Genomic DNA, 23,505 nt, shown 5'->3' on the forward strand with positions numbered 1-23,505 from the left:
CGGCCCGCAGAAAGTGCCGCGCGTGCCCGTCGCGACTGGCTAGAATCGCGGAAGGCCGGGTGCGGCGGCCATGAAGCGCGCGTGCCGTGCCGTCCGATGCACTATCCCCCGCCCGAATTCGGGCGGGTAGGCGTCCTGCCCTTATGGGGCCATTAGAGGGGCTTATGTCGAAATCCGAACCGTTACCGTCGATGCAGGCGCTGCGCGCGTTCGAGTCGGCTGCCCGGCTCGCGAGCTTCACGGCCGCCGCGCGCGAGCTCGGCTCGACGCAGCCGGCGGTGAGCCAGCAGGTGTTCCAGCTCGAGGCCGAGCTCGGCGTGCCGCTGTTCGAGCGCAGCCCGCGCGGCGTCACGCTGACGGCCGACGGCGAGTGCCTGTACGAAGCCGTGCGGCTGAGCCTCGACACGCTGCGCGGCGCCACCGCGACGCTGCGCGCGCGCCGCGAGCATGGCGCGCTCACGATCGTCACCGACTTCGGCTTCGCGACCTACTGGCTGATGCCGCGCCTGGCGGGCCTGAAGCGCGTGATGCCGGATGTCGACGTGCGCGTGGTCACGTCACAGGATTACGACGCGCAGCGCGACCACGGCGACATCGCGATCCTGTTCGGCGACGGCCACTGGCCGTCGTGCACGGCCGCGCGGCTCTTCCCCGAATCCGTCACGCCCGTGTGCTCGCCCGCGTTCCGCAATGCGCACCCGCACGTCGCGCGGGCCGACCAGCTGCTCGCGCTGCCGCTGCTGCACGTGCAGCCGACGCGCCCCGAGCGCTGGCTGTCGTGGTCCGGCTGGTTCGACGCGCACGGCCTCGACACGGCGGCCGCCGCGCGCGGCGTGACCTTCAACAGCTACGCGCTCGTGATCCACGCGGCGCTGCTCGGCGAAGGCGTCGCGCTCGGCTGGTCGCCGCTCGTCGACGAACTCGTCGCGTCCGGGCAGCTCGTGAAGCTTGTCGACGCGCCTGTCGTCACGTCGCGCGGCTACTTCCTCGTGCGGCCGCCGCAACGGCCCGAGCCGGACGCGACCCACGTGTTCCGGCGCTGGCTGCTCGACGCGTGCGCGAGCGCCTGACGCGCCGAGCCTGCCCCCTCCGCGCGCTGGCGCGCCGATACCAGCCACACGGCGCGTTGGTTCTATCCTCCCCAAAATCGTCCTGATTTACTTGAGCCTCCCGCCAACCGCGCGGCGCGGCGCTTTCGTGCGCCGCCGCACGGCCGTGCGCCCCATGCAAACCGAGGAGTCTCATGACCGCCGAGCACCGCCCCGATCAATTCGTCCTGACACTGTCGTGCCCGAGCGCGGCCGGCCAGGTCGCCGCCGTCGTCGGCTTTCTCGATCGCCATCGCTGTTACGTCGACGCGCTGAACGTGTTCGACGACGACCTCAGCAACCGTTTCTTCGTGCGCTGCGTGTTTCATCCGACGGATGAAACGCTGCAGATCGACGCGCTGCGCCAGGAATTCGCGCCGATCGCAGCCGCGCTCGGCGGCCACGACGGCGACATGCAATGGGCGATCCACGACGTGAACGCACGGCCGAAGGTGCTAATCATGGTGTCGAAGCTCGAGCACTGCCTCGCGGACCTGCTGTTCCGCTGGCGGATGGGCGAACTGAAGATGGATATCGTCGGCATCGTGTCGAACCATCCCGACTTCGAGCCGCTCGCCGAACAGCACGGGCTGCCGTTCCGGCATTTCCCGATCACGGCCGACACGAAGACGCAGCAGGAAGCGCAGTGGCTCGACTTCTTCGAGTCGAGCGGCGCCGAGCTCGTGATCCTCGCGCGCTACATGCAGGTGCTGTCGCAGGAAACGAGCGCGAAACTCGCGAACCGCGCGATCAACATCCATCATTCGTTCCTGCCCGGCTTCAAGGGCGCGAAGCCGTATCACCAGGCGCATGCGCGCGGCGTGAAGCTGATCGGCGCGACCGCGCACTTCGTCACCGACGATCTCGACGAAGGCCCGATCATCGAGCAGGTCGTCGAGCGCGTCGATCACGCGCTGCGGCCGGAGCAGCTGCTCGCGGTCGGACGCGACGTCGAATCGATCACGCTCGCGCGTGCAGTGAAGGCGTTCATCGAGCGGCGCGTGTTCCTGAACGGCGATCGGACGGTGGTGTTTTCGTAAGCGGACAGCACGTTCGTTCGAACCCCGAGAAAACAAAAAAGGCCCGACGGCTGTACCGTCAGGCCTTTTTTTCGATCGCGTTGCATTTGACGCTTCACGCGATGGCCCCGTGTGCGGTTTCCGGGGACCATCGCGCGCAGCGACGCACGCATTACCTCGTCACTTCACCCACGCAAAGTAATACGACAACCAGATCGTCAGCCCCGCGCCGATCAGCGCTGCATAAGGCATCAGATTCAGCCACTTCGCGCGCTTCGGCACTTCGAGCTCCATGTCGCGCTGCATCTGCGCGGGGAACCGACCACGATCCTGCCAGTAGTGACGATAGAGAAACACCGGCACGATCAGCAACATCGCGATCAGCCCGTTGCGCAGCGTGCCGTCACCCTGCAGGTTCGCGCCCGCACCGACATAGACGAGGTTCGCATAACCGCAGATCGCGCCGCCGACGAGCAGCCAGGTCGGGCAGCGGAACGGCCGATCCCAGTTGCCGCGATCCATCCGGTGGATCCAGCCCGACTGGAGATTCAGGAATACGAACAACATGTAGCAGACGTTCGAGATCGACAGCACCGTCATGTAGTCCGACATCATCAGCAACACGAGGTTGAAGCCGAGATCGGTCCACATCGCGCGCGTGGGCGAGCCGTGCTCGTTCACGTGCGACAGGTACTTCGGCAGCCAGCCGTCGACCGATGCCTGATACAGCGTGCGCGACGAGCCCATCATCGACGTCATCACGATCAGCAGGATCGACAGCATCAGCATCACGACGACCGCATTCGCGACCCATGCGCCGCCGCCGACGATCTTCGCCATCGCGGCCGCCACACCGGTGCCGTCGCCGATCGCCGGATCGAGCATCGCCTGCGTGCCGAGCGCACCCTGGAACGCCAGCGGCACGAGCGTCATCACGACGAGGCACAATGCGCCCGACCAGAAGATCGCCTTCGCGGTATCGCGGCGCGGATCGCGGAATTCGCGCGTGTAGCACACGGCCGTTTCGAAGCCGTACGACGCCCAGCCGGCCATGAACATCGCGCCGAGCGCCATCGTGACGCCTTGCCCGTTCCACGAGCCGAACGTCGCGGCCGTGAGGTTGCCGTGCGCGTCGTGACCGAGCGGCAGCAGCGGGAGCAGGTTCGACATCGGCACGTCGCCGGTGACGAACGGCACGATGCCGACGATCAACAGCGGCGTGAGCGACGCGATGCCGAGAATGCGCTGCGTGCGCGCAGCCTTCGATGCACCGCTGTGTTGAAGCTTGAACGTGATGAGAAGCAGGATCGTCGCGATGATGAACGTCGCGTTGATCCGCAGGGACAGACCCGGCTTGATGAACCCGAGATCCGCAACCTTGAGCTGCCAGTGCAGCACCGCCGCGTTGGCGGGAAAGAGACTCGTGAGCGCATAACTCGCCGCGAGGCCGCAGCCGAGCGCGAGCATCGGCGACCACGCGAGCCAGTTGCACCACACGGACACCGGGGCAATCAGCTTGCTGTAACGGACCCAGCCGATCGCGCCATACACCGACGCGCCGCCCGATTTATGGGGAAATAGCCCCGATATTTCCGCATAAGTCGCGCTTTGGATCAGCCCCATCGTGATCGCGGCGATCCAGATCGCCCACGCGGGCTGGCCGATCGTCGCGCATACGCCGCCGATCGTGAACAGCACGCCAGCCGGCACGCCGCTCGTTACCCAGAATGCGTCTTTCCAAGTCAGGCCACGATGCAGCGTGTGGCCCGTCGAATCATGTGAGATGGTTGCCTCAACATCACTGGTGCGGTTCGCACGCAGTCCTGCCTGACTCATCCAATTCCTCCTGTGATGACTCCGCACAAGGGCCGTAGTGTAACAACTTACGCACTTTTTTGCAGAATCGGAAAAACAATTCCGGGATATGGCCGCATTGCATCACGATTATTTCGGATTCCTGCGTGCCATTCCCGGCGTGTCTCTTTGATGGTTCGTATGACGTATCGTCTGGTACTTACTGCGCGCCGTCCGTCCACGCATTCACGCGGTCTGCATGCGCCGCGATCCACGCATCGGCGGCCGCTTCCGGCTTCGAGCCGTTCTGGATCGCCAGCATCACGCTGTCGATTTCACCCGGCTTCCACTGGAATTTTTTCAGGAACGCGGCGACCGGCTTGGCCTTCGTTTCAAGCGACGGATTCGCGACGCTGTCGACGTGCTCGGCGCCGCCGAACACCTTCTTCGGATCCTCGAGGAAGCGCAGCTTCCACTTCGCGAACATCCAGTGCGGTGCCCAGCCGGTCACGATGACGGGTTTGTTCGCATTGACCGAACGCGACAGCTCGGCCGTCATCGCGCTGCCCGAACTCGGCATCAGCGTGTAGTTCAGCCCGTAGCTCTTGATCGCTTCGTCGGTCTTGCGCATCACGCCGGCACCCGCGTCGATACCGACGATCCGGCCGCCGAAATTGGCCTTCTCCGCGTTCAGGTCGTCGATGCTCTTCGCCTTCACATACGCAGGCACGATCAGGCCGATCTTCGCATCCGGGAAATTCGCGCCGAGGTCGACGACCTTGGCCTTGTACTCATCCCAGTACGAGCCGTGCGTCACCGGCAACCACGCGGACAGCGTCGCATCGAGATCGCCGCGCGCGACACCCTGCCACATGATCCCGGCCGCGACCGGCACGAGCTGGACCTGGTAACCGAGCTTCTTCTCGATCACGCGGGCCGCGACGTTCGACGTCGCGACGCTGTCGTCCCAGCCTTCGACGTAGCCGATCTTCAGCGTCGGTTTCGTATCGGCGAGCGCCGACGCGCTCAGTGCCACCATTGCCGACAGCGCGCCGGTCCACAACAATTTTCCGAACAGCTTCATGGTCGATCTCCTTGATGTGCGCCTGCGCGCGTTGTCTCTCTAGGTTCTTCAACCACAAATCCGCGGTATCGTTGTTTTCCGACGGATGCTTGTCCGGACACGACGCGTCCGGACAGCCGATGGCGTGTTGCGACTACTTGTCGATCACGAGATCGGACAGCGGCTTGCTGCAGCACAGCAGCACCATGCCCTGATCGATCTCGCGCTGGCGGATGCCGCCGTTGTGCTTCATCTCCACCTGCCCCGACACGAGCTTCACCTTGCAGGTGCCGCACATGCCCTGCGTGCACGATGCCGGCAGCCGCACGCCCGACTGGCGTGCCGCGTCGAGCACGTGCTGCGCCGAGCCGCACACGATCTCGCGGTTGCTCTTCGCGAAGCTGACTGTGAACTGCTTGGTCGTGGCGTCGCCGTCTTCGGCCGGCGGTGCGAGATCGGCGAGCAATTCGTCGCTCGCGGTCTGCGCGAGCGTCTCGAACGAGAAGCTCTCCTCGTGATACTGCTTGCGGTCGAACCCGGCTTCGTCGAGCAGGTCGCGCACGGCCTTCATGTACGGCGCGGGGCCGCACGTGAAGATCTCGCGTTCCATGAAATCCGGCGCGATCAGCTTCAGCAGCGGCAGCGTCAGGAAGCCCGTGACGCCCGGCCAGTTCGTGCGCGCACCCACGCGCTCGACGACGAACGACGTGCGGAAATTCGTGTGATTCGACGCGATCAGGTCGAGCTCGCGCGCGAAGATGATGTCGTCCGGTGTACGCGCGCTGTGCACGAACAGGATGTCGCGATCCTCGGCGAGATCATGGTGTGCGCGGCTCATCGACATCAGCGGCGTCACGCCCGAGCCGGCCGACAGGAACAGGTACTTGCGCGCCGGATGCCGCGCACACGTGAATTCGCCGGCCGGGCCGAGCACGCGCACCGATGCGCCCGGCTGCAGGTTGTCGTGCAGCCAGTTCGACACCTTGCCGCCCGGCACGCGCTTGACCGTGATCGACACCGTGTGCGGCCGCGCGGGCGACGACGAGATCGTGTAGCAGCGGTTGATCGTCTCGCCATCGATGTCGAGCTCGAGCGTGAGGAACTGCCCGGGCTCGAACGAGAACGAGCGGCCTTGCGGCGAACGGAAGAAGAAGCTCTTCACGTCGTGCGTTTCCTGCCGCACCTGGCAGCACACCAGCGTTTCCTCGACGTCGCTCGTCCAGCGCTCGGGAAGCGCGTTCCAGAACGCCGGGCGCGTCACCCGGCTGTCCGTCGGCTCGAAATTGGCCGCATCTCGCATCATGTCTTGCTCCGCTAATTCGCTGCTATGACCTATTCGCCGGTTTTTTCGGCGAGCCGGCCGATGTACCAGGCCGAGAATTTTTCGACGAGACCTTCCGTGAACGGCGAATACGGACCCGGCTCGTACGCGCTGCTGGTCGCGCCGCGCTGCGAGAATTCGACGAGCGCACGATCCTGGTCGTTGGTCGCATTCCACACGGCCGTGAGGTTCTTCACGTCGTAGTCGATGCCTTCCTTCGCGTCCTTGTGCACGAGCCACTTCGTGCGCACGAGCGTCTTGCCTGCCGACAGCGGGATCACCGAGAACGTCACGATGTGATCGCTCATGAAGTGGTGCCACGAGTTCGGCTGCGTCCAGAACGACAGCCCGCCGAGGTCGGCCTTGTCGAACCCGCCGAGCAGCTTCTTCGACGCAACCTTCGCATCGAGCGTCTGCGATTCGCCGTGGCGATCGAGCGGCAGGCGCTGCGTGCGGAAACCCGTCACGTCGAGCAGCTTTTCGATCTCGGCGGACGGCAGGCCCATCTCGGCCCACTCCTTGCCGCGCCGCACGCACGTCTCGGCGAACGCGTCCATGCCTTCGGCGTTGGCGTCGGAACGCTGGTAGCCGAAGCCGTATTCGTACAGCGAAATCGTCAGCTCCGGATGGTTCGCGACGCAGTGATAGCACTCGCGGTTGTTCTCCATCGTGAGCTTCCAGTTGCCTTCCTCGATGATGTCGATCTGCGCGGCGATCTTCGTGCTCGGCAGGTCGTGCGGCAACAGGTACGGCTCCATCTCGGCGCGCATCTTCGCGAAGTCGACCGGCGGCTCGTCGGCGAGGCAGATGAAGATCAGGCCCGCGAGGTTCTCGACGTGCACCGACTTCAGGCTGTGCTTGCAGCGGTCGAACTTCTCGCCCATGTGCTCGGCGAACATCAGCTGGCCCGTCAGGTTGTAGGTCCAGCTGTGGTACGGGCACACGATGTTGCCGACCGAACCTTTATCCTCGTTGCACAGGCGCGCGCCGCGGTGACGGCACACGTTGTGGAACGCGCGGATCGCCATGTCGTCGTCACGCACGATCAGGATCGAATCGCTCCCCAGTTCCACGGTCACGTAGTCGCCCGGCTCGGGAATGTCCGGCTCGACCGCCACCTGGATCCAGTGCTGGCGGAAAATCGCCTCCATGTCGAGCGCGAAGATGTCCTCGCTCGTGTAGAACGGCGCATCGAGGCTGTGCCCTTCCTTGCGCCGCTCGATCAATGCACGAATGTCTGCCGATACTTTCATCGTTTGCTCCGGATTCCTTGCATCCCTGGGTTCTTGCCGACAGGCATCAAAATCAGTAGTCGATGAGCTGATGCTCGCGCAAATACGCGAGTATCACTTGTGCTTTTTCGACCGAACTCCCTTCATTTACGACGTTGCCGCCACGGCTTTCGGTCGTCGTCGCGGACAGCATCCGGGCATGCCCGGAGCGCTTCTCGGCGGCGACCAGTTTTACGGGTTTACGCTCGACCGGACCGACCTGCCACGCGGCCGCGTCGGCGTCCGCGCCGGGCGCCGCGAGCGCCGGCCGGATCGCGCCGGCGCGCAGCCTTGCATACGCGTAGCGCGGCTCGGCATTGGCCAGCGGATGGACGGCGACGACGGCCGGCAGCGCCGCATCGACGCGCCGCCGCAAGCCTTTCGGCAAAAATTGCCGGACCGCCGCGCGGCCGCCTTCGACCGTCACGTCGACCGCCGAGCCGACGAGCGGATAACCGAGCGCGGCGGCGATGCGATACGGCAGCATCCCGGTGTCGTACGCGCCCTCGGCGCGCGTGCCGGTCAGCACGAGGTCGTAGCCTTCGACGCGTGCGGCAAGCGCGTGCACGGCATCGTCGTCGTCGCGGCAGGCCAGCACTTCGACGTCCCGCGCACCGAGCGCGAGATATTCGGCAAGCGCCGCATTCGCGGGGTCGCCCGCATGGATCACGTCGAGCCGCGCGCGATGCCGTTCGGCGAGCTGGCGGCCGGTTTCGAGCGCGGCCGCATCGTTGCGGCTGTAGCGCGCGACGCCGCTGACCGGATGCCGGCCGACGGACACGAGCACCGCGATGCGTTGCAACTGGCGGGGGGCGTTCATGCGGCAACTCCTTCCGGTTCACGGGTGCCGACCGCGGCCGGCGATTCGCCGCGCGCGGCACGCGCGGCCTGCACCTGTTCGATCAGCGCGGTGATGGTCGCCTGCGCGTCGCCGACCACGGTCAGGTTCGCGCGCTTCGCGATCGGCGCGCTGCCGTCGAGGTTCACCGCGATCACATGACGGCAGTCCTTGATCCCCTGCAGGTGCTGCACCGCGCCCGAGATGCCGAACGCGATATACACGCTCGCCTCGACCGTCTTGCCGGTGGCACCGACCTGCTTGTCGCGCGTGAAGTGGCCGTTGTCGACCGCGACGCGGCTCGCGCCGATCGCCGCGCCGAATGCGCCGGCCAGCCGCTCGAACGCGCCGATGTCGGATACGCCGTTGCCGGCCGACACGATGAAGTCGGCTTCCTCGAGCGCGACCTGGGCCGCATCGATTTCGTCGAGGCCGAGATCGCGATACGGCTGCGCGGCATCGCCCGCCGGGCGGATGAAGTCGGCGGCCAGGCGTTCGCCCGCGCCGACGAACGGCAGCTTCGCGTCGACCGCGTTCTGCGCGAGCAGGATCACGTCGGGCAGCCCGCGCGTTGCGAACGCACGGCCGGCGTGTGCATACGCGCCGACATGCTTCGCGTCGATCTCGACGACGTTCGTCGCGACACTCGCACCGGCGGCCGCCGCGTAGCGCCGGCCGAGATCGCCGTCGCCCGTCGCGTTGTCGGGCACGAACACATGCTTCGGCGCGAGTGCCGCCACACACGCCTGCAATGCTTGCAACTCGCTTTCGGGATCGAATGCGCGGCGATCGAAGCCGCCGAGTTCAACCAGCTTGTCGACGCCGAGTTCGGCCACGTCGTCCTTCAGTTCACCGAATGCGAGCAGCGCGACTTCGGTGTGCGCGTCGGCAAGCAGCGCGGCGGCGGCGATCGCCTGCCGCGAATGGTCGTCGAGCGCGCCGCGTTCGCCGTGCGCGACCACCAGCATCACGTGTTTCGGGTCCTGCACCGCGCGGCGCGGCTTCGCGGCCACGGCGCCATGACCGTGCGCGGACCAATGCGCGGCGTTCGCGTCGGCGCTGCCTTCCTCGCCGAGCGTGATGCGCTTCAGGCCCGCGGCCGTGATGACGAACGGCCGGCGCGGATCGATTCGTTTGATCGTGTTCATCGATTCACTCACTCCAGCGACGCAGCAACGAGTTCGGCCACATCGAGCACGTCGGGGCGCGGGCCCACGACGCCTTCGAGCATCGCCGTGCAGTTCGGGCACGCAACCGCGACCACGTCCGCGCCGATCGTGCGGGCATCGGCGATGCGGATGTCGGGAATGCGCTGCTTGCCGGGGATGTCGGTCAGCGGCGCACCGCCGCCACCGCCGCAGCAGCGGCCACGCATGCCGTTGCGTTCCATCTCGACGACCTGGATGCCGATCGTCTTCAGCAGCTTGCGCGGCGCTTCCGTCTCGCCGTTGTAGCGGCCGAGGTAGCACGGGTCGTGATACGTGGTGCGCTTCTCGCGCAGCGCGTCGACGGCCTTGGGCGCGATCTTGCCGCTCTCGGCCAGTTCCGCGAGGTAGGTCGTGTGGTGCTTGACCGTCACGCGCAGCCCGAGCGCACGATATTCGTTGCGCAGGCTGTGCATCACGTGCGGGTCGGCCGTCACGATCTGCTGATACGACAGCGTGCCGAGCGTGCCGATCAGGCGCTTCGCCATCTGCTGGAACGTCGCTTCGTCGCCGAGCCGGCGCGCGACGTCGCCCGTGTCGGTCTCGGTCGAGCCGAGCACCGCGTAGTCGACGCCGGCCTTGTTCAGCACGCTGACGAACGCGCGCAGCGTGCGCTGGTAGCGCATGTCGAACGCGCCTTCGCCCGCGACAAACAGCACGTCGACCGGCTTGCCCGGCTGCGCGACGGGCGCGCTCAGGTCGACCGACCAGTCGTAGCGCGCGGCCGCGTCGTAACCGCCCATCGTGCCGGTTTCACGCAGGTTCGCGAGCACCTCCTGGCCCTTGCCGGGCACCGTGCCGTGCACAAGCGTGCGGTTGCGGCGCATGTCGACGATCGCATCGACGTGCTCGATCAGCATCGGGCATTCCTGCACGCAGGCGCGGCAGGTCGTGCACGACCACAGCGTCTGTTCTTCGATCAGGCCCGACACGATCGGGCCGTTCGGCTCGCCGCGATGCTGGCCGACCGCGAGGCCCGGCGACGGGCTGCCCGCGTACGCCGCATCGGTGCCGCCCGCCATCCCGACGACCAGATCCTGGATCAGCTTCTTCGGGTTCAGCGGCTGGCCCGACGCGAACGCGGGGCACGCGGCTTCGCACTTGCCGCACTGCACGCATGCGTCGAAGCTCAGCAGCTGGTTCCAGCGGAATTCGACCGGCTTCGCGACACCGTAGTCCTGATGCTCGAGGTCCGGCAGCTTCAGCGCGGTCGGCGGCGTGGCCGTGCCGTTGCCGGTGAACGACTCGCGCGTTGCCGCGAAACGCTCCTGGCGCGGGTGGAACGCGAGGTGCAGCAGGCCGGCGATCGCGTGCTTCATCGGGCCGCCCTTCGCGGCACCGACCGTCATCGTGAACGCGCCGACGCCGATCAGCAGCGCGCAGAGCACCGCGAACGCCCCCGACATCGCGCCGGTCGGTACCAGCACGAACAGCACGAGGCCGAGCGCGAACGAGCCGAGCAGCCAGGGCAGCGTATTCCACGGGCCGCGCGACAGGCGAGCGGGCACGTCCTTCGCCGCACGCCGGCGCCACACGAACACCGCGCCGACCAGCATCGCGAGCGCCGCGAGGAAAATCAGCTTGTCGAGCCACGGCGAGTAGATCGCGAGGCCGTAGTTGACGAACACCAGCGCGAGCGCGCCGATCGCGCCGCCGGCCGTCGCGACGTGGGTCTTCGCGATGTACGGATCGCGGGCGACCACATGGTGCAGGTCGACGAAATAACGCTTCGGAATCGCGAACAGGTTCGCGATGCCGAACGAGCCGGGCGCCGTGGCCCGGCCGAGGCGCCAGTAAGACGAGCGCTTCGCGACCGCGAACGCGAGCCCCGCCACCGACAGCCACAACAGTGCGGTAATGAGGAAGGACGGATTCATCTTCAGAAATCCTTCACGAGACGCAGCGAGTCGTAGATGGCGCCGTGGACGTTGTGCATCGAGATGCAGTCGCCGACACGGAACAGCAGGAAGCGGCCGTTGCCGAGTTCCTCCGACAGGCACGGCTGCGGCTCGGCCGCGAACAGCGTGTGCGGATCGATCTGGCCGCGATTCAGCGATTCCGGCTTGAGCTTCCAGTACAGTTCGTCGTTCGGCGACGAGCCGTTCTCGATCACGACCTGGTCGACGGCACGCTCTTCCAGTTCCTCGGTGTATTCGTTGCGCAGCACGGCGATCGTCTTGCCGTCTTCTTCATAGACGCGGTCGAGCATCGTGTTCGGCGTCGGGATCACGCCGAACGCGTACAGGCGACGATAGAAGATCGGGAACGTCGTGCCGCCGCAATCGTCGGCCACCTTCACGTCCGGCGTGACGACCTCGACCTTCGAGCCGCGGCTCGCCATGAAGTCGGCCACGCCCGCGCCCGCATGGGTGCTCACGCCGTCGAACAGCAGCACGTTCTGCTTCGGCTCGACCTTGCCGGTCAGGATGTCCCACGAGCTGACGGCCAGGCCGTCGGCCACGCCCCAGCCCGGCACCTGCCACGTGAAGCTCGACCCGCCCGTCGCGAGCACGACGATGTCCGGCTTCTCGGCCATGATCATCTTCTCGTCGGCGGCCACACCAAGGCGACGGTCAACGCCCAGGCGCTTGGTTTCCATGTCGAACCAGCGGATGATCCCCGACATCTGTTCGCGCTGCGGCGCCTTCGCGGCGATCATCACCTGGCCGCCCACTTCCGCGTTCTTCTCGAACAGCACCACGTCGTGGCCGCGCAGCTTCGCGACGCGCGCCGCCTCGAGGCCCGCCGGGCCCGCGCCCACCACCACGACTTTGCGCTTCGGGCCGCGCGACTTCTCGATGATGTGCGGCATCGTCGCTTCGCGCGACGTGGCCGCGTTCTGGATGCACAGCACGTCGAGGCCGTTGTACTGGCGGTCGATGCAGTAGTTCGCGCCGACGCACTGCTTGATTTCGTCTTCGCGGCCGTCGCGGATCTTGATCACCATGTGCGGATCGGCGATCTGCGCGCGCGTCATGCCGACCAGGTCGATCATGCCGTTGGCGAGCAGGCGCTCGGCCTGGCCCGCGTCGCGGATGCTCTGCGCGTGCATCACCGGAATCTTCACCACCGACTTGATGCCGGCCGCAAGGTGCACGAACGGCTCCGGCGGCAGCGCCATCGGCGGCATGCAGTTCGCGATCGTGTTGTGCGTATCGCCGCCCGAGCCGACCACGCTCAGGTAGTCGATCAGGCCCGTCTCCGACATCGCCTGCGCGATTTCCTTCAGCGCTTCGTGGTCGAGGCCGTCCTCGTGGAATTCGTCGCCGCACATGCGCAGGCCGACGCAGAAATCCTTGCCCACCGCCTCGCGCACCGCCGTCAGCACCTCGATGCCGAAACGCAGGCGGTTCTCCAGGCTGCCGCCCCATTCGTCGGTGCGATGGTTCGAACGCTGGCTCCAGAACTGGTCGATCAGGTGCTGGTGGGCCGCCGAGATTTCGATGCCGTCCATGCCGGCCGCCTTCACGCGCTTCGCGGCTGCCGCGAAATCGCCGATGATGCGGCGGATTTCCTCGATCTCGATGATCTTCGCGTTGCCGCGGTGCACCGGTTCGCGCACGCCCGACGGCGACATCAGGTGCGGCCAGTGCTCGCCGTGGAACGACGAGCGGCGGCCCATGTGCGTCGCCTGGATCATGATCTTCGCGCCGTGCTTGTGCATCGTGTCGGCCAGCCGCGTGAGCGGATCGATGATCTTGTCGGTCGACAGGTTCACCGATTTCCACCAGCCCTGCGGGCTGTCGATCGACACCGGGCTCGACCCGCCGCAAATGGCCAGGCCGACGCCACCCTTCGCCTTTTCTTCGTAGTAGCGGATATAACGGTCGCCCGGCAGGCCGCCCGGCTCGGCATACACCTCCGCGTGCGCGGTGCTGACGATCCGGTTGCGCAGCGTCAGCTGGTTCAGCTGCATGGGTTTGAACAGGTGGGGATAACGCATCGCTGGCGACCTCTGGCGTTCGAATGTCTCGTGTTGCGGGTGTTGTTTTGAATCGGTGAGTCAGTGCTTCAGTGCATCAGTGCGCGATCGGCGACACTTCGAAGACGCAGTGTTCGTGATGCTCGGCTGCGCACTGCACTTCCTTCGATTGCGCACGCGGCGCGCCCTTGCCTTCGGGCGTCGTGTCGTTGACCCAGTCCATCGCACCGGCGAACCAGCCCGCGAACATGTAGCAGAGCTTGCCTTCCTTGCCCGGCTGCTGGAGCACGAACGACGAGTGGCGCAGCTCGATCTTCGCGCGCGCGCTGGCCGGGTCGGCCTCGATGATCGAGAACAGGCCCCAGCCGCGCTGCGACAGGCGCTTCAGGTAGTGCTCGAACACCGCCATGCCGGTCAGGCCGTGCAGCTTCGCTTCCTTGTCGCACCAGTGATATGCGGACTTGTAGCCGGCCTTATAGAGGATCTCGGCATACGCGTCGACGCCGAGCGCTTCCTCGACGGCGACGTGGTTGTTCGTGAAGAAGTGACGCGGCACGTACAGCATCGGCAGCGCATCGGTGGTCCAGACGCCGGTATCGGGATCGACGTTGATCGGCAGTTGCGGTTGCATCGTGGTGACTCCGTGAGGAAAATTGGCCGCGCGGCTCGGGCGCAGGCACGACATCGTCCGCGCGCCCGCGCGGCTTGCGCGGGCACGTCCCGGTTTTTCTAGTGTTGAACGTTGGTGGCGGTCCGGCCCGGCGTGGCGCTTACGCGCCCCACACGTCCTTGAACACGCGCACCCAGTTCTCGCCCATCAGCTTGCGTATGCGCGACTCCTTCCAGCCGGCGCGTTCCATCGCCGCGGTCAGGTTCGGGAATTCGCCGATCGTGCGGATGCCGTCCGGGTTGATCACCTTGCCGAAGTTCGTCAGCTGGCGATAACGACCCTTGTCGTGCGTCAGCATGTCGAAGAATTCCTTCGCGAAATCCTGCGTGAAATCCGTGCCGATGCCGACCGCGTCTTCGCCGATCAGGTTCACGACGTAATCGATCGCTTCGATGTAATCGTCGATCGTCGCCTCGATCCCGCGCTTCAGGAACGGCGCGAACATCGTCACGCCGACGAAACCGCCCGCATCGGCAATCTCCTTCAACTGGGCATCGCTCTTGTTGCGCGGATGCTCCTTCAGGCCCGACGGCAGGCAGTGCGAATAACACACCGGCTTCTTCGAGAACGCGATCGCTTCGGACGACGTGTTGCCGCCCACATGCGACAGGTCGACCATGATCCCCACGCGGTTCATCTCGGTGATCACTTCGCGACCGAAATCCGACAGCCCGCCGTCGCGTTCATAGCAACCCGTGCCGACCAGGTTCTGCGTGTTGTAGCAGAGCTGCACGACGCGCACGCCCATGTCGTGGAACGCCTCGATGTAGCCGAGGTTGTCCTCGAACGCATGTGCATTCTGGAAGCCGAGGATGACCCCGGTCTTGCCTTCCTTCTTCGCGCGGAAGATGTCGTCCGTCGTGCGCACCAGCGTCAGCAGCTCGCTGTTGTCGCGGATCTTCTTCTTCATCACGCCGATGTTGTCGACGGTCTTGGTGAAGTTCTCCCACACCGACACCGTGCAGTTCGCGGCCGTGATGCCGCCACGGCGCATGTCCTCGAACACCGGCTTCTCGAACTTCGAGATGTTCAGTCCGTCGATGATGATGCTGTCCTGATGCAGCGTGCTCATATCTGCCTCTCGCTCCAGTCTCTGCTCTTGTGTGGGGGTCGATCAGTAAATCGGGAAGCGCTCGCAGAGCGCGAAGATTTCGCGGCGCACGCGCTGTTCGGTGGCTTGATCGCCTTCCGGATTCGCACGCAGCGCGTCGAACACCTCGAGGATCAGGCGGCCGACTTCGCGGAACTCCGCGACGCCGAAACCGCGCGTCGTGCCGGCCGGCGTGCCGAGGCGGATGCCAGAAGTGACGGTCGGCTTCTCGGTGTCGAACGGAATGCCGTTCTTGTTGCAGGTGATGCCCGCGCGCTCCAGCGCCTGCTCGACCGGCGCGCCCTTCAGGCCCTTCGGGCGCAGGTCGACCAGCAGCAGGTGGTTGTCGGTGCCGCCCGTGACGAGGTCGACGCCGCCTGCCTTCAGCACTTCGCCGAGCGCCTGCGCGTTCGCCAGCACGCTGTCGATGTAGGTCTTGAAGTCCGCATGCAGCACTTCGCCGAACGCGACGGCCTTGCCGGCGATCACGTGCATCAGCGGGCCGCCCTGCAGGCCGGGGAACACGGCCGAGTTGATCTTCTTCGCGATGTCCTCGTCGTTGGTCAGCACGAAGCCGCCGCGCGGGCCGCGCAGCGTCTTGTGGGTGGTCGACGTGACGACGTGCGCGTGCTCGACCGGGTTCGCGTGGCGGCCCGCGGCGATCACGCCGGCGATGTGCGCCATGTCGACCATCAGCTTCGCGCCGACGCTGTCGGCGATCGCGCGGAAGCGCGCGAAGTCGAGCGCACGCGGGTACGCCGAGAAGCCGGCGATGATCAGGTTCGGCTTGTGCTCGTGCGCGAGCGCCTCGACCTGGTCGTAATCGATCAGCATCGTGTCGCGGTTCACGCCGTACTGAACGGCGTTGAACCACTTGCCCGACAGCGCGGGCTTCGCGCCGTGCGTCAGGTGGCCGCCCGCGTCGAGCGACATGCCGAGCACCGTGTCGCCCGGCTTGGCCAGCGCGAGCATCACCGAGCCGTTCGCCTGCGCGCCCGAGTGCGGCTGCACGTTTGCATAACCGGCATTGAAGATTTTCTTCACACGTTCGATCGCCAGCGCCTCGACTTCGTCCGCGAATTCGCAGCCGCCGTAGTAACGCTTGCCGGGATAGCCTTCCGCGTACTTGTTGGTCAGCACCGAGCCCTGCGCCTCGAGCACGGCGCGCGACACGATGTTTTCCGACGCGATCAACTCGACCTGCGACTGCTGACGCTCGAGTTCCTTCAGGATGGCGCTGCGCACCGGCGCGTCGCGCTCGGCAAGGGGCTGCGAGAAGAAAGGCTGGTTGTTCGACATAGTGCGTCCGTGACGAAGAATAAAGGGCTGAAACCGAAGCTCAAGGCCCGCCGTGCCTGGGTTTCCCGCTTGCCCAGTGCAAGGCTGCCGACGGCTCTATTCTTGTCGTTCGGATTTTCGGCGGATTGATGAATTTAGACGCGTTCTTTGCCTTTTCCGCCATGCGCGTCCGTTTTATACAAGTGACCGGTCGTGCTTTTCCGGTTGACCTGCAAAAACGGTGTCGGCTGTTCACCTATGGACACGCACTCCGGCAGTGCCTGTGCCGCCCGGACGGAGTGCAGCGCGGCCCGCATACGGTGCAGTGCAGCATGCGGCTTTCAGCCATACAACGTATGGAGCTAGGGTTTAGCCGTATGGCACGCTTGTTGCGCTGGCTCACACAATACCGCAGCCCGTTTCGTGCCTCGGGCCTATAGCTATTAGAGATTCCAGGAAGCTCCCCATGTCGCCCGACCGCACAGCGTCGCTGTCCCACTTCGCGTTCATGCCGTTACCGAACTTCACGATGATCGCGTTCACGAATGCGATCGAGGTGCTTCGGATGGCGAACTACCTGAGCGGCCAGCCGCTCTACCGCTGGTCGGTGATCAGCCCGGACGGCGGCCCGGTCACGGCGAGCAACGGCCTCACGGTCGACACGGGCCCGGCCGAATGCGTGGGGCAGCCCGACATCGTGTTCGTGTGCGGCGGCGTCGACGTGCAGCGCGCGACCACGCCCTCCCATCTGTCGGCACTGCGCCGCTTCGCGCGCGCGGGCATCCCGCTCGGCAGCCTGTGCACGGGCACCTATGCGCTCGCGAAGTCGGGGCTGCTCGCGGGTTACGCATGCGCGATCCACTGGGAAAACATGTCGGCGCTGAAGGAAGAGTTTCCGGATACGCGCTTCCTGAAGGAACTGTTCGTGATCGACCGCGACCGCATCACGTGCACGGGCGGCGTCGCGCCGCTCGACATGATGCTGAACCTGATCGCCGCGCGCGTGGGCACCGCGCGCGTCACGCAGATCGCCGAGCAGTTCATCGTCGAACACGTGCGCGATACGAGCGCGCAGCAGCGCATGCCGCTCGTCGCACGCCTCGGCTCTGCGAACAAGTCGCTGTTCGAAGTGATCGCGCTGATGGAGAACAACATCGAGGAGCCGCTGTCGCGCGAAGAGCTTGCGCGGCTCGCGAACATGTCGCAGCGGCAATTGCAACGTCTGTTCCGCGAACATCTCGGGATGACGCCGACGCACTACTACCTGACGCTGCGGCTGCGCCGTGCGCGCGAGTTGCTGCTGCAGACCGACATGTCGATCATGCACATCACCATGGCGTGCGGGTTCCAGTCGGCATGCCACTTCAGCAAGAGCTATCGCGACTCGTTCGGCGTTGCGCCGACGAGGGAGCGGCGCAAGCAGGTCGCGCCGCTTGCGCAGGGTTCAGCCAGCGCCGCACCGGCGTTTCCGGCGCATGTGCTGCATGCGTGAAGCGCGCGCTGCGCCGTAAGAAATCCTGCGGCCTTGAATCTTGATGCCGTTCAGTTAATCAACTGAACGGCATTTTCGTTTGAGAGGAGAGGTCGTAAATGCGTGGTCGCAAACGCTACGCAGAGGCGCTCACTTTCCGCGCGATGCTTTCGAGCCACCTTACCTGACGGTATTTCGGCTGCCGGGCCGATTTCCCGCCTTCCCGCGATCAACTCGTCCTTCGTTCACAGTCCACCTGGATTCGCCGCATCTCATGCCCAGAGTGCAGCGCGAACCGCGGTTGAGTGCACGGGTTCACGACGCCATCACGACCGCGCTGCATACGCCGTTGTGCCGCGAATGGTTCATCGCGGCACGGCGCGCGCCCATTTCCAGGTCGTCGAGTCACCGTCGATCCATTCCGCCGCCGATGTTGAATGTCGAGCCCCCATTGCGTTTTTCCGGCGATTCAAAAATCAACTTGCAACCACTTGTTGGCAGGTAGTGCCGACAGCAGACAATCAGGTCCGAGATTGCAGCGCACTTTGACGCGCGGTTCGTAGACGTTAGTGTTCGATTGACCACTCATCATTCTCCCCAGCATTGCCGTTCGTCAATCATTCCAATTTTCAATTGGATTCCTAACGCAAAACCGTACTCGTCCCATATACAAATCAATCGTTAACGGCGATCTTCCGTAGCTCGTCCATGCACAAGATATCCGAGCCCATGGCAGAAAATGAGCGTGCCGGTTGTCCGTATTTTATTCACTCGTCGATCTCGCTTTACGCGATGGTGCAGCAACTACACACCACGCAAACCTGTTCGCGCGATGCAATCGATCCGATGTATAGCGGCAACATGCAGATGATCTGCACGAGCGATCCGTTCATTTGCACCTACCTTTCGCCCCTCGACGCGGTCATGGGTTCCCGAACGCTTGTAGGCGACGATGATCACTTTTGGCCGATCGATTTTCGGCAAGTCGACACGCGTCGTTTCATGGAACAGCATGGCCGACTGTTGGTCGCCGTGAACTATGCCTATGGGGCGACCGGGGACCGTCTGATCGTTTCCGATGCGGGTCATCCAGTGATGATCTACACCTTTGCATCCTTCGATGTGCCGATCGAACATCGCGCCCACTTCACGATCCGTTTCCCCGATAGCGTGGTCGAGCGCATCGAAACAGCCTATCTCCGGGCCGGACTATCCGGGTTCAGCAAGACGCTCGACATGATGGATGCGTGGACGGCTGATCAGATAGCCGATGCAGAGGGGGAAGCGCTGGCAAGTATTCCGCCGACCATCGCTGTTGAAGATGCTGCGATCGATCAGTACGCGATCTATGACCCCGAGTCATCCGATTGGATCTTTACCCACTTCGATTGAGGAGACGACTATGAGCCGACGAGCAGTCAGGAACGGCGACGCGACGACAACCGGCGGTGTCGTCATCGCCGTTACGTCTACGATGTTCAATCACGGAAAACAGGTTGCTCTCGATGGCGACAAGGCGACATGCGGAAATTGCGAGGGGACGTTCTTGATAGTAGGCGGTGCGCAGCGCATGACTCACCACGGGCGATGTGTTGCTCTCGAGGGTGACGCCGTACTCTGTCCATGCGGGCAAAACCGACTGATCGCGGGTAGCGACAGCACCATTTTCTATGGGGGCAACGGCGGCCACAATGCAGCGAACCCGTTCGCCGCTCGGTCCGTTCTTACGCCCGCGAGACACACGCCGGCATCGAGTGTCCATGATGAACAATACGTGTTGCGCGATGCTGCTAGCGGGCGACCGCTCGCGAATGTTCGCTATCGGATTCGCTTATCCTCGGGAAAGGTATTTACCGGCAAGACAGACGCAACAGGCCATACGCAGCGCGTTATATCCGCGCATGCGGAATCGCTCAAGTTCGAGATTGCGAGGAACAGAAATGCCGAATCCTGACGACGACTACGTATTGGTACACAACACGGCCACGACAAACACGACGCCCGGCTCCAAGGTATATGTCGACATCAACACGACGCCGATATGCCCAAACATGAGCAATGAGCAGTTCGCAGAGACCGTTATGCGCGCACGCGACGCGGCCGTCAGGCTGATTAAAGACCGGATTGCAGCGGTAGCGCGATGGGACGCGAACGAACAAGCGCGCGCCACAATCTATTTTGGACGTGCTGACGCACAGATTCGCAGCACATTATCTTCCGGACTACCACGATTGCTTGCCGCGATGCATGATCTGGTTCCTGAAAAAATTGTTCGATGGGACAGCCGAGTTAGCAAGAATCTAACTTGCTCGGTCGTACCGGACAACGGCCGAAATCATGCCGCTGTATGCAAACCCGACTCCCATAAACGGGTCATCGCCATCTATTCTAAATTTTGCAGCGATTCGTTTGGCGAGTTGTACCATGCATCAAAAATAAAGGTTCTGATTCACGAATGTACGCACTACACCGACACATTCAATTCCGATGACGTCATCTATGGAGACACGGAAATCGGGATGCGAGTATTTGCGATGCAGAACCCAGATCTCGCCATCACGAACGCGGACAGCATCACCGGCTACATTGCAACCTTTGACAAGATAGTCAAATAATGAGCAGACATTCACTAAAATCCGGCTTGTCAGCCTACCTTCTCGCGCTGTCGTCAATGCTGTCCGGCACTGCGACTGCATGTACGATAGGCGAAGAAGCCCTGGTGCAATTTCCATTCAACAAAACCACATTTTCCAATGCAGACAGAGTGACGATAGCGAGTAGCGTTATTGAGGCCAAGAAATGGCCTGATGTAAAAATTAAAGCAATCGTAATTGCCGGCGCTTATATTCACGAAAAAGACATTGAGAAGCTAAAGGATGCACGCGCCGATAATACGATATATTACCTACGACAACTTGGCATCAGCGCCGAGAATATTTTCGTCGACAAAAAGACATTTACCGATGAAATGGTGGAAAAACGACCCGACGGCACAGTCAACATTCATCAGGTAATCGTGGAATTTACACCGATATGTAAAGGTAGCTGCGCATGGATGTGTAACGATGCACGCGTTACGCCACGAAGTAAAGCCATCAATTGACGACCATGGAACGAAACGTCCGTGTATGCAGACGTTCTTATTCCAACGCCGACAGCATCGCGGGGTATGTCGTTGACATTGACTAAATTGCTAACTGCCGTCGCGCTCGCGTTGGGTTGCACACATACGACATTCGCGTGCGATGGGCCGTCGAACTTGCCCGGCTGGGATTTTGATGTTCGATTCGACAATGATTCGAGCGACCTATCTATCACCGAACTGGCGAAGCTGTCAGTGTGGTCAGCCGATATGCGCAATCGATTTTCCATTATCGATGTGGTTTCGGTTGTCGGTTTGGCGGAACCGACGGAAAGAGACCCAGAAGCCCTTGCTCAACGACGTGCAGCGAATGTCAAGGCCGCATTGAATCAATTTTCGGTTCGAGGCGAACGAAATTCCGTCATCGCGCGAATCTACAGATTGCCGTTTCCGGCCAGCGAGTTTGACGATACCGGGCGGCGCGTCGAGATCACGTTCGGCCCCGGTGTCCTAATCACTGTTGCCCGAACCTAAACCCGATACCTAAGACGCACTGACGTTACACGACGCAGTTACCGGCCCGCGCAAAGCGGGCTGTCGTCTTCCTGCCGTTCCGGCGCCTTCTCACGCGTCGTTCCTCGTCCGGCCAGCCTGGCTCCCGCGATTGATGGAACACACTCATCCATTTCCCAAAACATCGCGATACCGGAATCTGCTACGTATCAGCGATCGCTGCAGCAATGGGGATCGACACTATGCCGAGACCTTGAAGACTGCGTCCGGCTCGCGCTTACGATCCCCACACCTGCATCTCGTACAACGAGTAACCCCACTGCGTCGCACGCTGCGTGCCGAGCATCCGCACGTAACGACCGCTGCCGTTGAGATTCGGCAGCGTGACGTGGGTATATGAACCACCGTTACTCGTCGAATAGATCGTTGTCCAGTTGGCGTTGTCGTTCGACGTCTGGATCTGATAAACGAGCGCGCCCGCATCCCAGTACAGATCGACGTGATCGATGTGCTTCACCGCGCCGAGATCCACGGAGATCCATTGCGAACCGACACCGGCGCCTTCCGGCGAATCCCAGCGCGTGCCCGTGGTGTTGCCGTCGAACGCCTTGTCGGGTGTCATCGACGCGTTGTAGCTCGCCGACGCGGCAGCCGGACGCCCTTGCGACAGCAGCGTCGGCTGCGCGGCGGCCGGGCCGCCGTAATAGCTCGACCCGAGCTTGGCCTTCGTCGTGTCGGCATTCACGCCGAACTGCGACAGGCTCCAGCGCTGGCCGGTCGTCACGTCACCCACGTAGAGCTGATAACCGCCGGCCGTCGTCGACGAGAAGAACAGGTAGTTCGTGCCGCTCACCGGCGCCGGGTCCGAGTTGTTGCTGATGCAGTCGTTGAGCGACAACGCGTTCGGCGTCGACGCCGGGTCCGCGGTCTTCGAATAGATCTGGTCGGCCGCGCCGCTGTCTTTCCAGCGCGCGTAGAACACCATGCCGTCCGCGCGCACGATCGGGTAGTACGTCTGCAGCCCGGCCGGATGATCGAACACGGCGGTCGCGCCGGTCGCGATCGTGCGCTTCATCAGCCCCATGTTCGCGCCGGTGCCGGTCGCGTAATACACGGCGCTCGAATCCGGCGAAAGATACGGCATCGAGTATTCGGCGCCGGCCGGTGCGTTCGTCAGGCTCACGACCGACGTGACCACCGGGCCCGCGCTCGTGTACGACAGCGTGGCCTGCTTGACGTCGCCGTTCTGCTTGAACACGAGCGTCTTGCCGTCCGCGCTGAACTTCGGATCCTCGTTGCGCGTCGCGCCCGTGCTGTTCGTCAGGTTGACGGGCGGCGTGCCGGCGCCGAGCTGCAGCATGAACACGTTCCATGCGCCGTTGCTGACGCCCATGAACGCAATCCACTTGCCGTCGGGGCTGAACACGCCGTTCATCGGATCGGTGATGCCCCACGTGCTCTTGCTGAGCTGCGTCAGCGTATGAGCCGAGAAGTCGTAGAGGAACAGCTGGCTCGTGCCGTCGCCGTAGTTGACGTAGCTGTGATAGACGAGCTTGCCGGTCAGCGCGGCGGGAAACGTCGCGTTGGGCTGGGCTGCGGGGTTGCTGACGCAGGCGGCCGTGGCGGCGCCGCTGAACAGGTTGAGGGCGAGGCCGGCCACGAGGCCCGCGATGAGGGTCTTCGATTTCACGCTGAACGATTCCGGTAAGGTAAGGACGCCGCAGACAAGGTCGCGCGCGGGACGCGCAAGGGTCACGGATCAGCCGCCGGGCAGCGTGGACTCCTTCGTAGTCAGACGTCGGGAACAAGACTTGCGAGAGGATGCCCGCGCGTCAGACAAAAGAAAAGGATCAAAGCCCGTCAAAAACATGCGGATCAGC

General features: G+C 63.9%; 20 protein-coding genes. 8 read left to right on the forward strand and 12 right to left on the reverse strand.

Translation table 11 applies throughout. The annotated features are described in order from the left end of the window. Nucleotides 1-164: 164 nt before the first annotated feature. Complete coding sequence (locus tag ACTRWB_RS28165; RefSeq protein WP_048243314.1) at nucleotides 165-1,070, forward strand: choline sulfate utilization transcriptional regulator; 906 nt, start codon at nucleotides 165-167, stop codon at nucleotides 1,068-1,070. Between the two features lie 173 nt (nucleotides 1,071-1,243). Continuing rightward, nucleotides 1,244-2,128, forward strand: a complete 885-nt coding sequence (purU, locus tag ACTRWB_RS28170) for a formyltetrahydrofolate deformylase (RefSeq protein ID WP_446903774.1) — start codon at nucleotides 1,244-1,246, stop codon at nucleotides 2,126-2,128. Between the two features lie 159 nt (nucleotides 2,129-2,287). Here the strand turns inward: purU and ACTRWB_RS28175 are convergent, their stop codons facing one another. From ACTRWB_RS28175 to ACTRWB_RS28225, 11 genes are all read right to left on the reverse strand, one after another. Next, on the reverse strand, nucleotides 2,288-3,943 hold the full coding sequence (locus ACTRWB_RS28175) for an APC family permease (RefSeq protein ID WP_446903775.1): 1,656 nt from the start codon (nucleotides 3,941-3,943) through the stop codon (nucleotides 2,288-2,290). A 178-nt stretch (nucleotides 3,944-4,121) separates the two neighbouring features. Beyond that, the gene (locus ACTRWB_RS28180) at nucleotides 4,122-4,985 is read right to left on the reverse strand and encodes a glycine betaine ABC transporter substrate-binding protein (protein WP_446903776.1); all 864 of its coding nucleotides are present in this window, start codon (nucleotides 4,983-4,985) and stop codon (nucleotides 4,122-4,124) included. 133 nt (nucleotides 4,986-5,118) lie between these two features. Next, nucleotides 5,119-6,267 carry an FAD-binding oxidoreductase gene (locus tag ACTRWB_RS28185; RefSeq protein WP_446903777.1) on the reverse strand — a complete coding sequence of 383 codons (1,149 nt, stop codon included), beginning with the start codon at nucleotides 6,265-6,267 and terminating at the stop codon, nucleotides 5,119-5,121. Between the two features lie 29 nt (nucleotides 6,268-6,296). After that, the gene (locus ACTRWB_RS28190; RefSeq protein WP_129515638.1) at nucleotides 6,297-7,538 is read right to left on the reverse strand and encodes an aromatic ring-hydroxylating oxygenase subunit alpha; all 1,242 of its coding nucleotides are present in this window, start codon (nucleotides 7,536-7,538) and stop codon (nucleotides 6,297-6,299) included. Nucleotides 7,539-7,590: 52 nt separating this feature from the next. Further along, nucleotides 7,591-8,376, reverse strand: coding sequence for an electron transfer flavoprotein subunit beta/FixA family protein (locus tag ACTRWB_RS28195; RefSeq protein WP_129515639.1), 786 nt, complete (start codon nucleotides 8,374-8,376; stop codon nucleotides 7,591-7,593). Next, a complete protein-coding gene (locus ACTRWB_RS28200) occupies nucleotides 8,373-9,542 on the reverse strand; it encodes an electron transfer flavoprotein subunit alpha/FixB family protein (RefSeq protein ID WP_446903778.1) in 1,170 nt (389 codons plus the stop codon). Before ACTRWB_RS28200 ends, ACTRWB_RS28195 begins: the two co-directional genes overlap by 4 nt. 8 nt (nucleotides 9,543-9,550) lie before the next feature. Beyond that, nucleotides 9,551-11,476 (reverse strand): (Fe-S)-binding protein, encoded by a 1,926-nt coding sequence (locus tag ACTRWB_RS28205; RefSeq protein ID WP_446903779.1) that lies wholly within the window; start codon nucleotides 11,474-11,476, stop codon nucleotides 9,551-9,553. Between the two features lie 2 nt (nucleotides 11,477-11,478). Then, on the reverse strand, nucleotides 11,479-13,542 hold the full coding sequence (locus ACTRWB_RS28210; RefSeq protein WP_193099885.1) for an NADH:flavin oxidoreductase: 2,064 nt from the start codon (nucleotides 13,540-13,542) through the stop codon (nucleotides 11,479-11,481). Between the two features lie 76 nt (nucleotides 13,543-13,618). Then, nucleotides 13,619-14,152 (reverse strand): DUF5943 domain-containing protein, encoded by a 534-nt coding sequence (locus tag ACTRWB_RS28215; RefSeq protein WP_446903780.1) that lies wholly within the window; start codon nucleotides 14,150-14,152, stop codon nucleotides 13,619-13,621. A 139-nt stretch (nucleotides 14,153-14,291) separates the two neighbouring features. Beyond that, a complete protein-coding gene (locus tag ACTRWB_RS28220) occupies nucleotides 14,292-15,263 on the reverse strand; it encodes a dipeptidase (protein WP_129515643.1) in 972 nt (323 codons plus the stop codon). Between the two features lie 42 nt (nucleotides 15,264-15,305). Continuing rightward, on the reverse strand, nucleotides 15,306-16,580 hold the full coding sequence (locus tag ACTRWB_RS28225; protein WP_129515644.1) for a serine hydroxymethyltransferase: 1,275 nt from the start codon (nucleotides 16,578-16,580) through the stop codon (nucleotides 15,306-15,308). Between the two features lie 445 nt (nucleotides 16,581-17,025). Between ACTRWB_RS28225 and ACTRWB_RS28230 the strand changes: the two genes are divergently transcribed. The 6 genes from ACTRWB_RS28230 (at nucleotide 17,026) to ACTRWB_RS28255 (ending at nucleotide 21,646) form a co-directional block, all read left to right on the forward strand. Next, complete coding sequence (locus ACTRWB_RS28230; RefSeq protein WP_129515645.1) at nucleotides 17,026-18,051, forward strand: GlxA family transcriptional regulator; 1,026 nt, start codon at nucleotides 17,026-17,028, stop codon at nucleotides 18,049-18,051. Between the two features lie 687 nt (nucleotides 18,052-18,738). Next, on the forward strand, nucleotides 18,739-19,422 hold the full coding sequence (locus tag ACTRWB_RS28235) for a hypothetical protein (RefSeq protein ID WP_129515646.1): 684 nt from the start codon (nucleotides 18,739-18,741) through the stop codon (nucleotides 19,420-19,422). Between the two features lie 10 nt (nucleotides 19,423-19,432). Next, the gene (locus ACTRWB_RS28240) at nucleotides 19,433-19,984 is read left to right on the forward strand and encodes a PAAR domain-containing protein (RefSeq protein WP_129515647.1); all 552 of its coding nucleotides are present in this window, start codon (nucleotides 19,433-19,435) and stop codon (nucleotides 19,982-19,984) included. Beyond that, nucleotides 19,971-20,645 carry a M35 family metallo-endopeptidase gene (locus ACTRWB_RS28245; RefSeq protein ID WP_129515648.1) on the forward strand — a complete coding sequence of 225 codons (675 nt, stop codon included), beginning with the start codon at nucleotides 19,971-19,973 and terminating at the stop codon, nucleotides 20,643-20,645. Before ACTRWB_RS28240 ends, ACTRWB_RS28245 begins: the two co-directional genes overlap by 14 nt. Beyond that, nucleotides 20,645-21,133: a hypothetical protein gene (locus ACTRWB_RS28250; protein ID WP_164992056.1), complete on the forward strand. Its 489-nt coding sequence runs from the start codon at nucleotides 20,645-20,647 to the stop codon at nucleotides 21,131-21,133. Before ACTRWB_RS28245 ends, ACTRWB_RS28250 begins: the two co-directional genes overlap by 1 nt. 21 nt (nucleotides 21,134-21,154) lie before the next feature. Next, nucleotides 21,155-21,646: a hypothetical protein gene (locus ACTRWB_RS28255; protein WP_446903781.1), complete on the forward strand. Its 492-nt coding sequence runs from the start codon at nucleotides 21,155-21,157 to the stop codon at nucleotides 21,644-21,646. Between the two features lie 256 nt (nucleotides 21,647-21,902). Here ACTRWB_RS28255 and ACTRWB_RS28260 read toward each other — a convergent pair whose 3' ends face one another. After that, the gene (locus tag ACTRWB_RS28260; protein ID WP_446903782.1) at nucleotides 21,903-23,315 is read right to left on the reverse strand and encodes a discoidin domain-containing protein; all 1,413 of its coding nucleotides are present in this window, start codon (nucleotides 23,313-23,315) and stop codon (nucleotides 21,903-21,905) included. Nucleotides 23,316-23,505 lie beyond the last annotated feature (190 nt).

The sequence above is a fragment of the Burkholderia sp. YIM B11467 genome, from assembly GCF_052952715.1.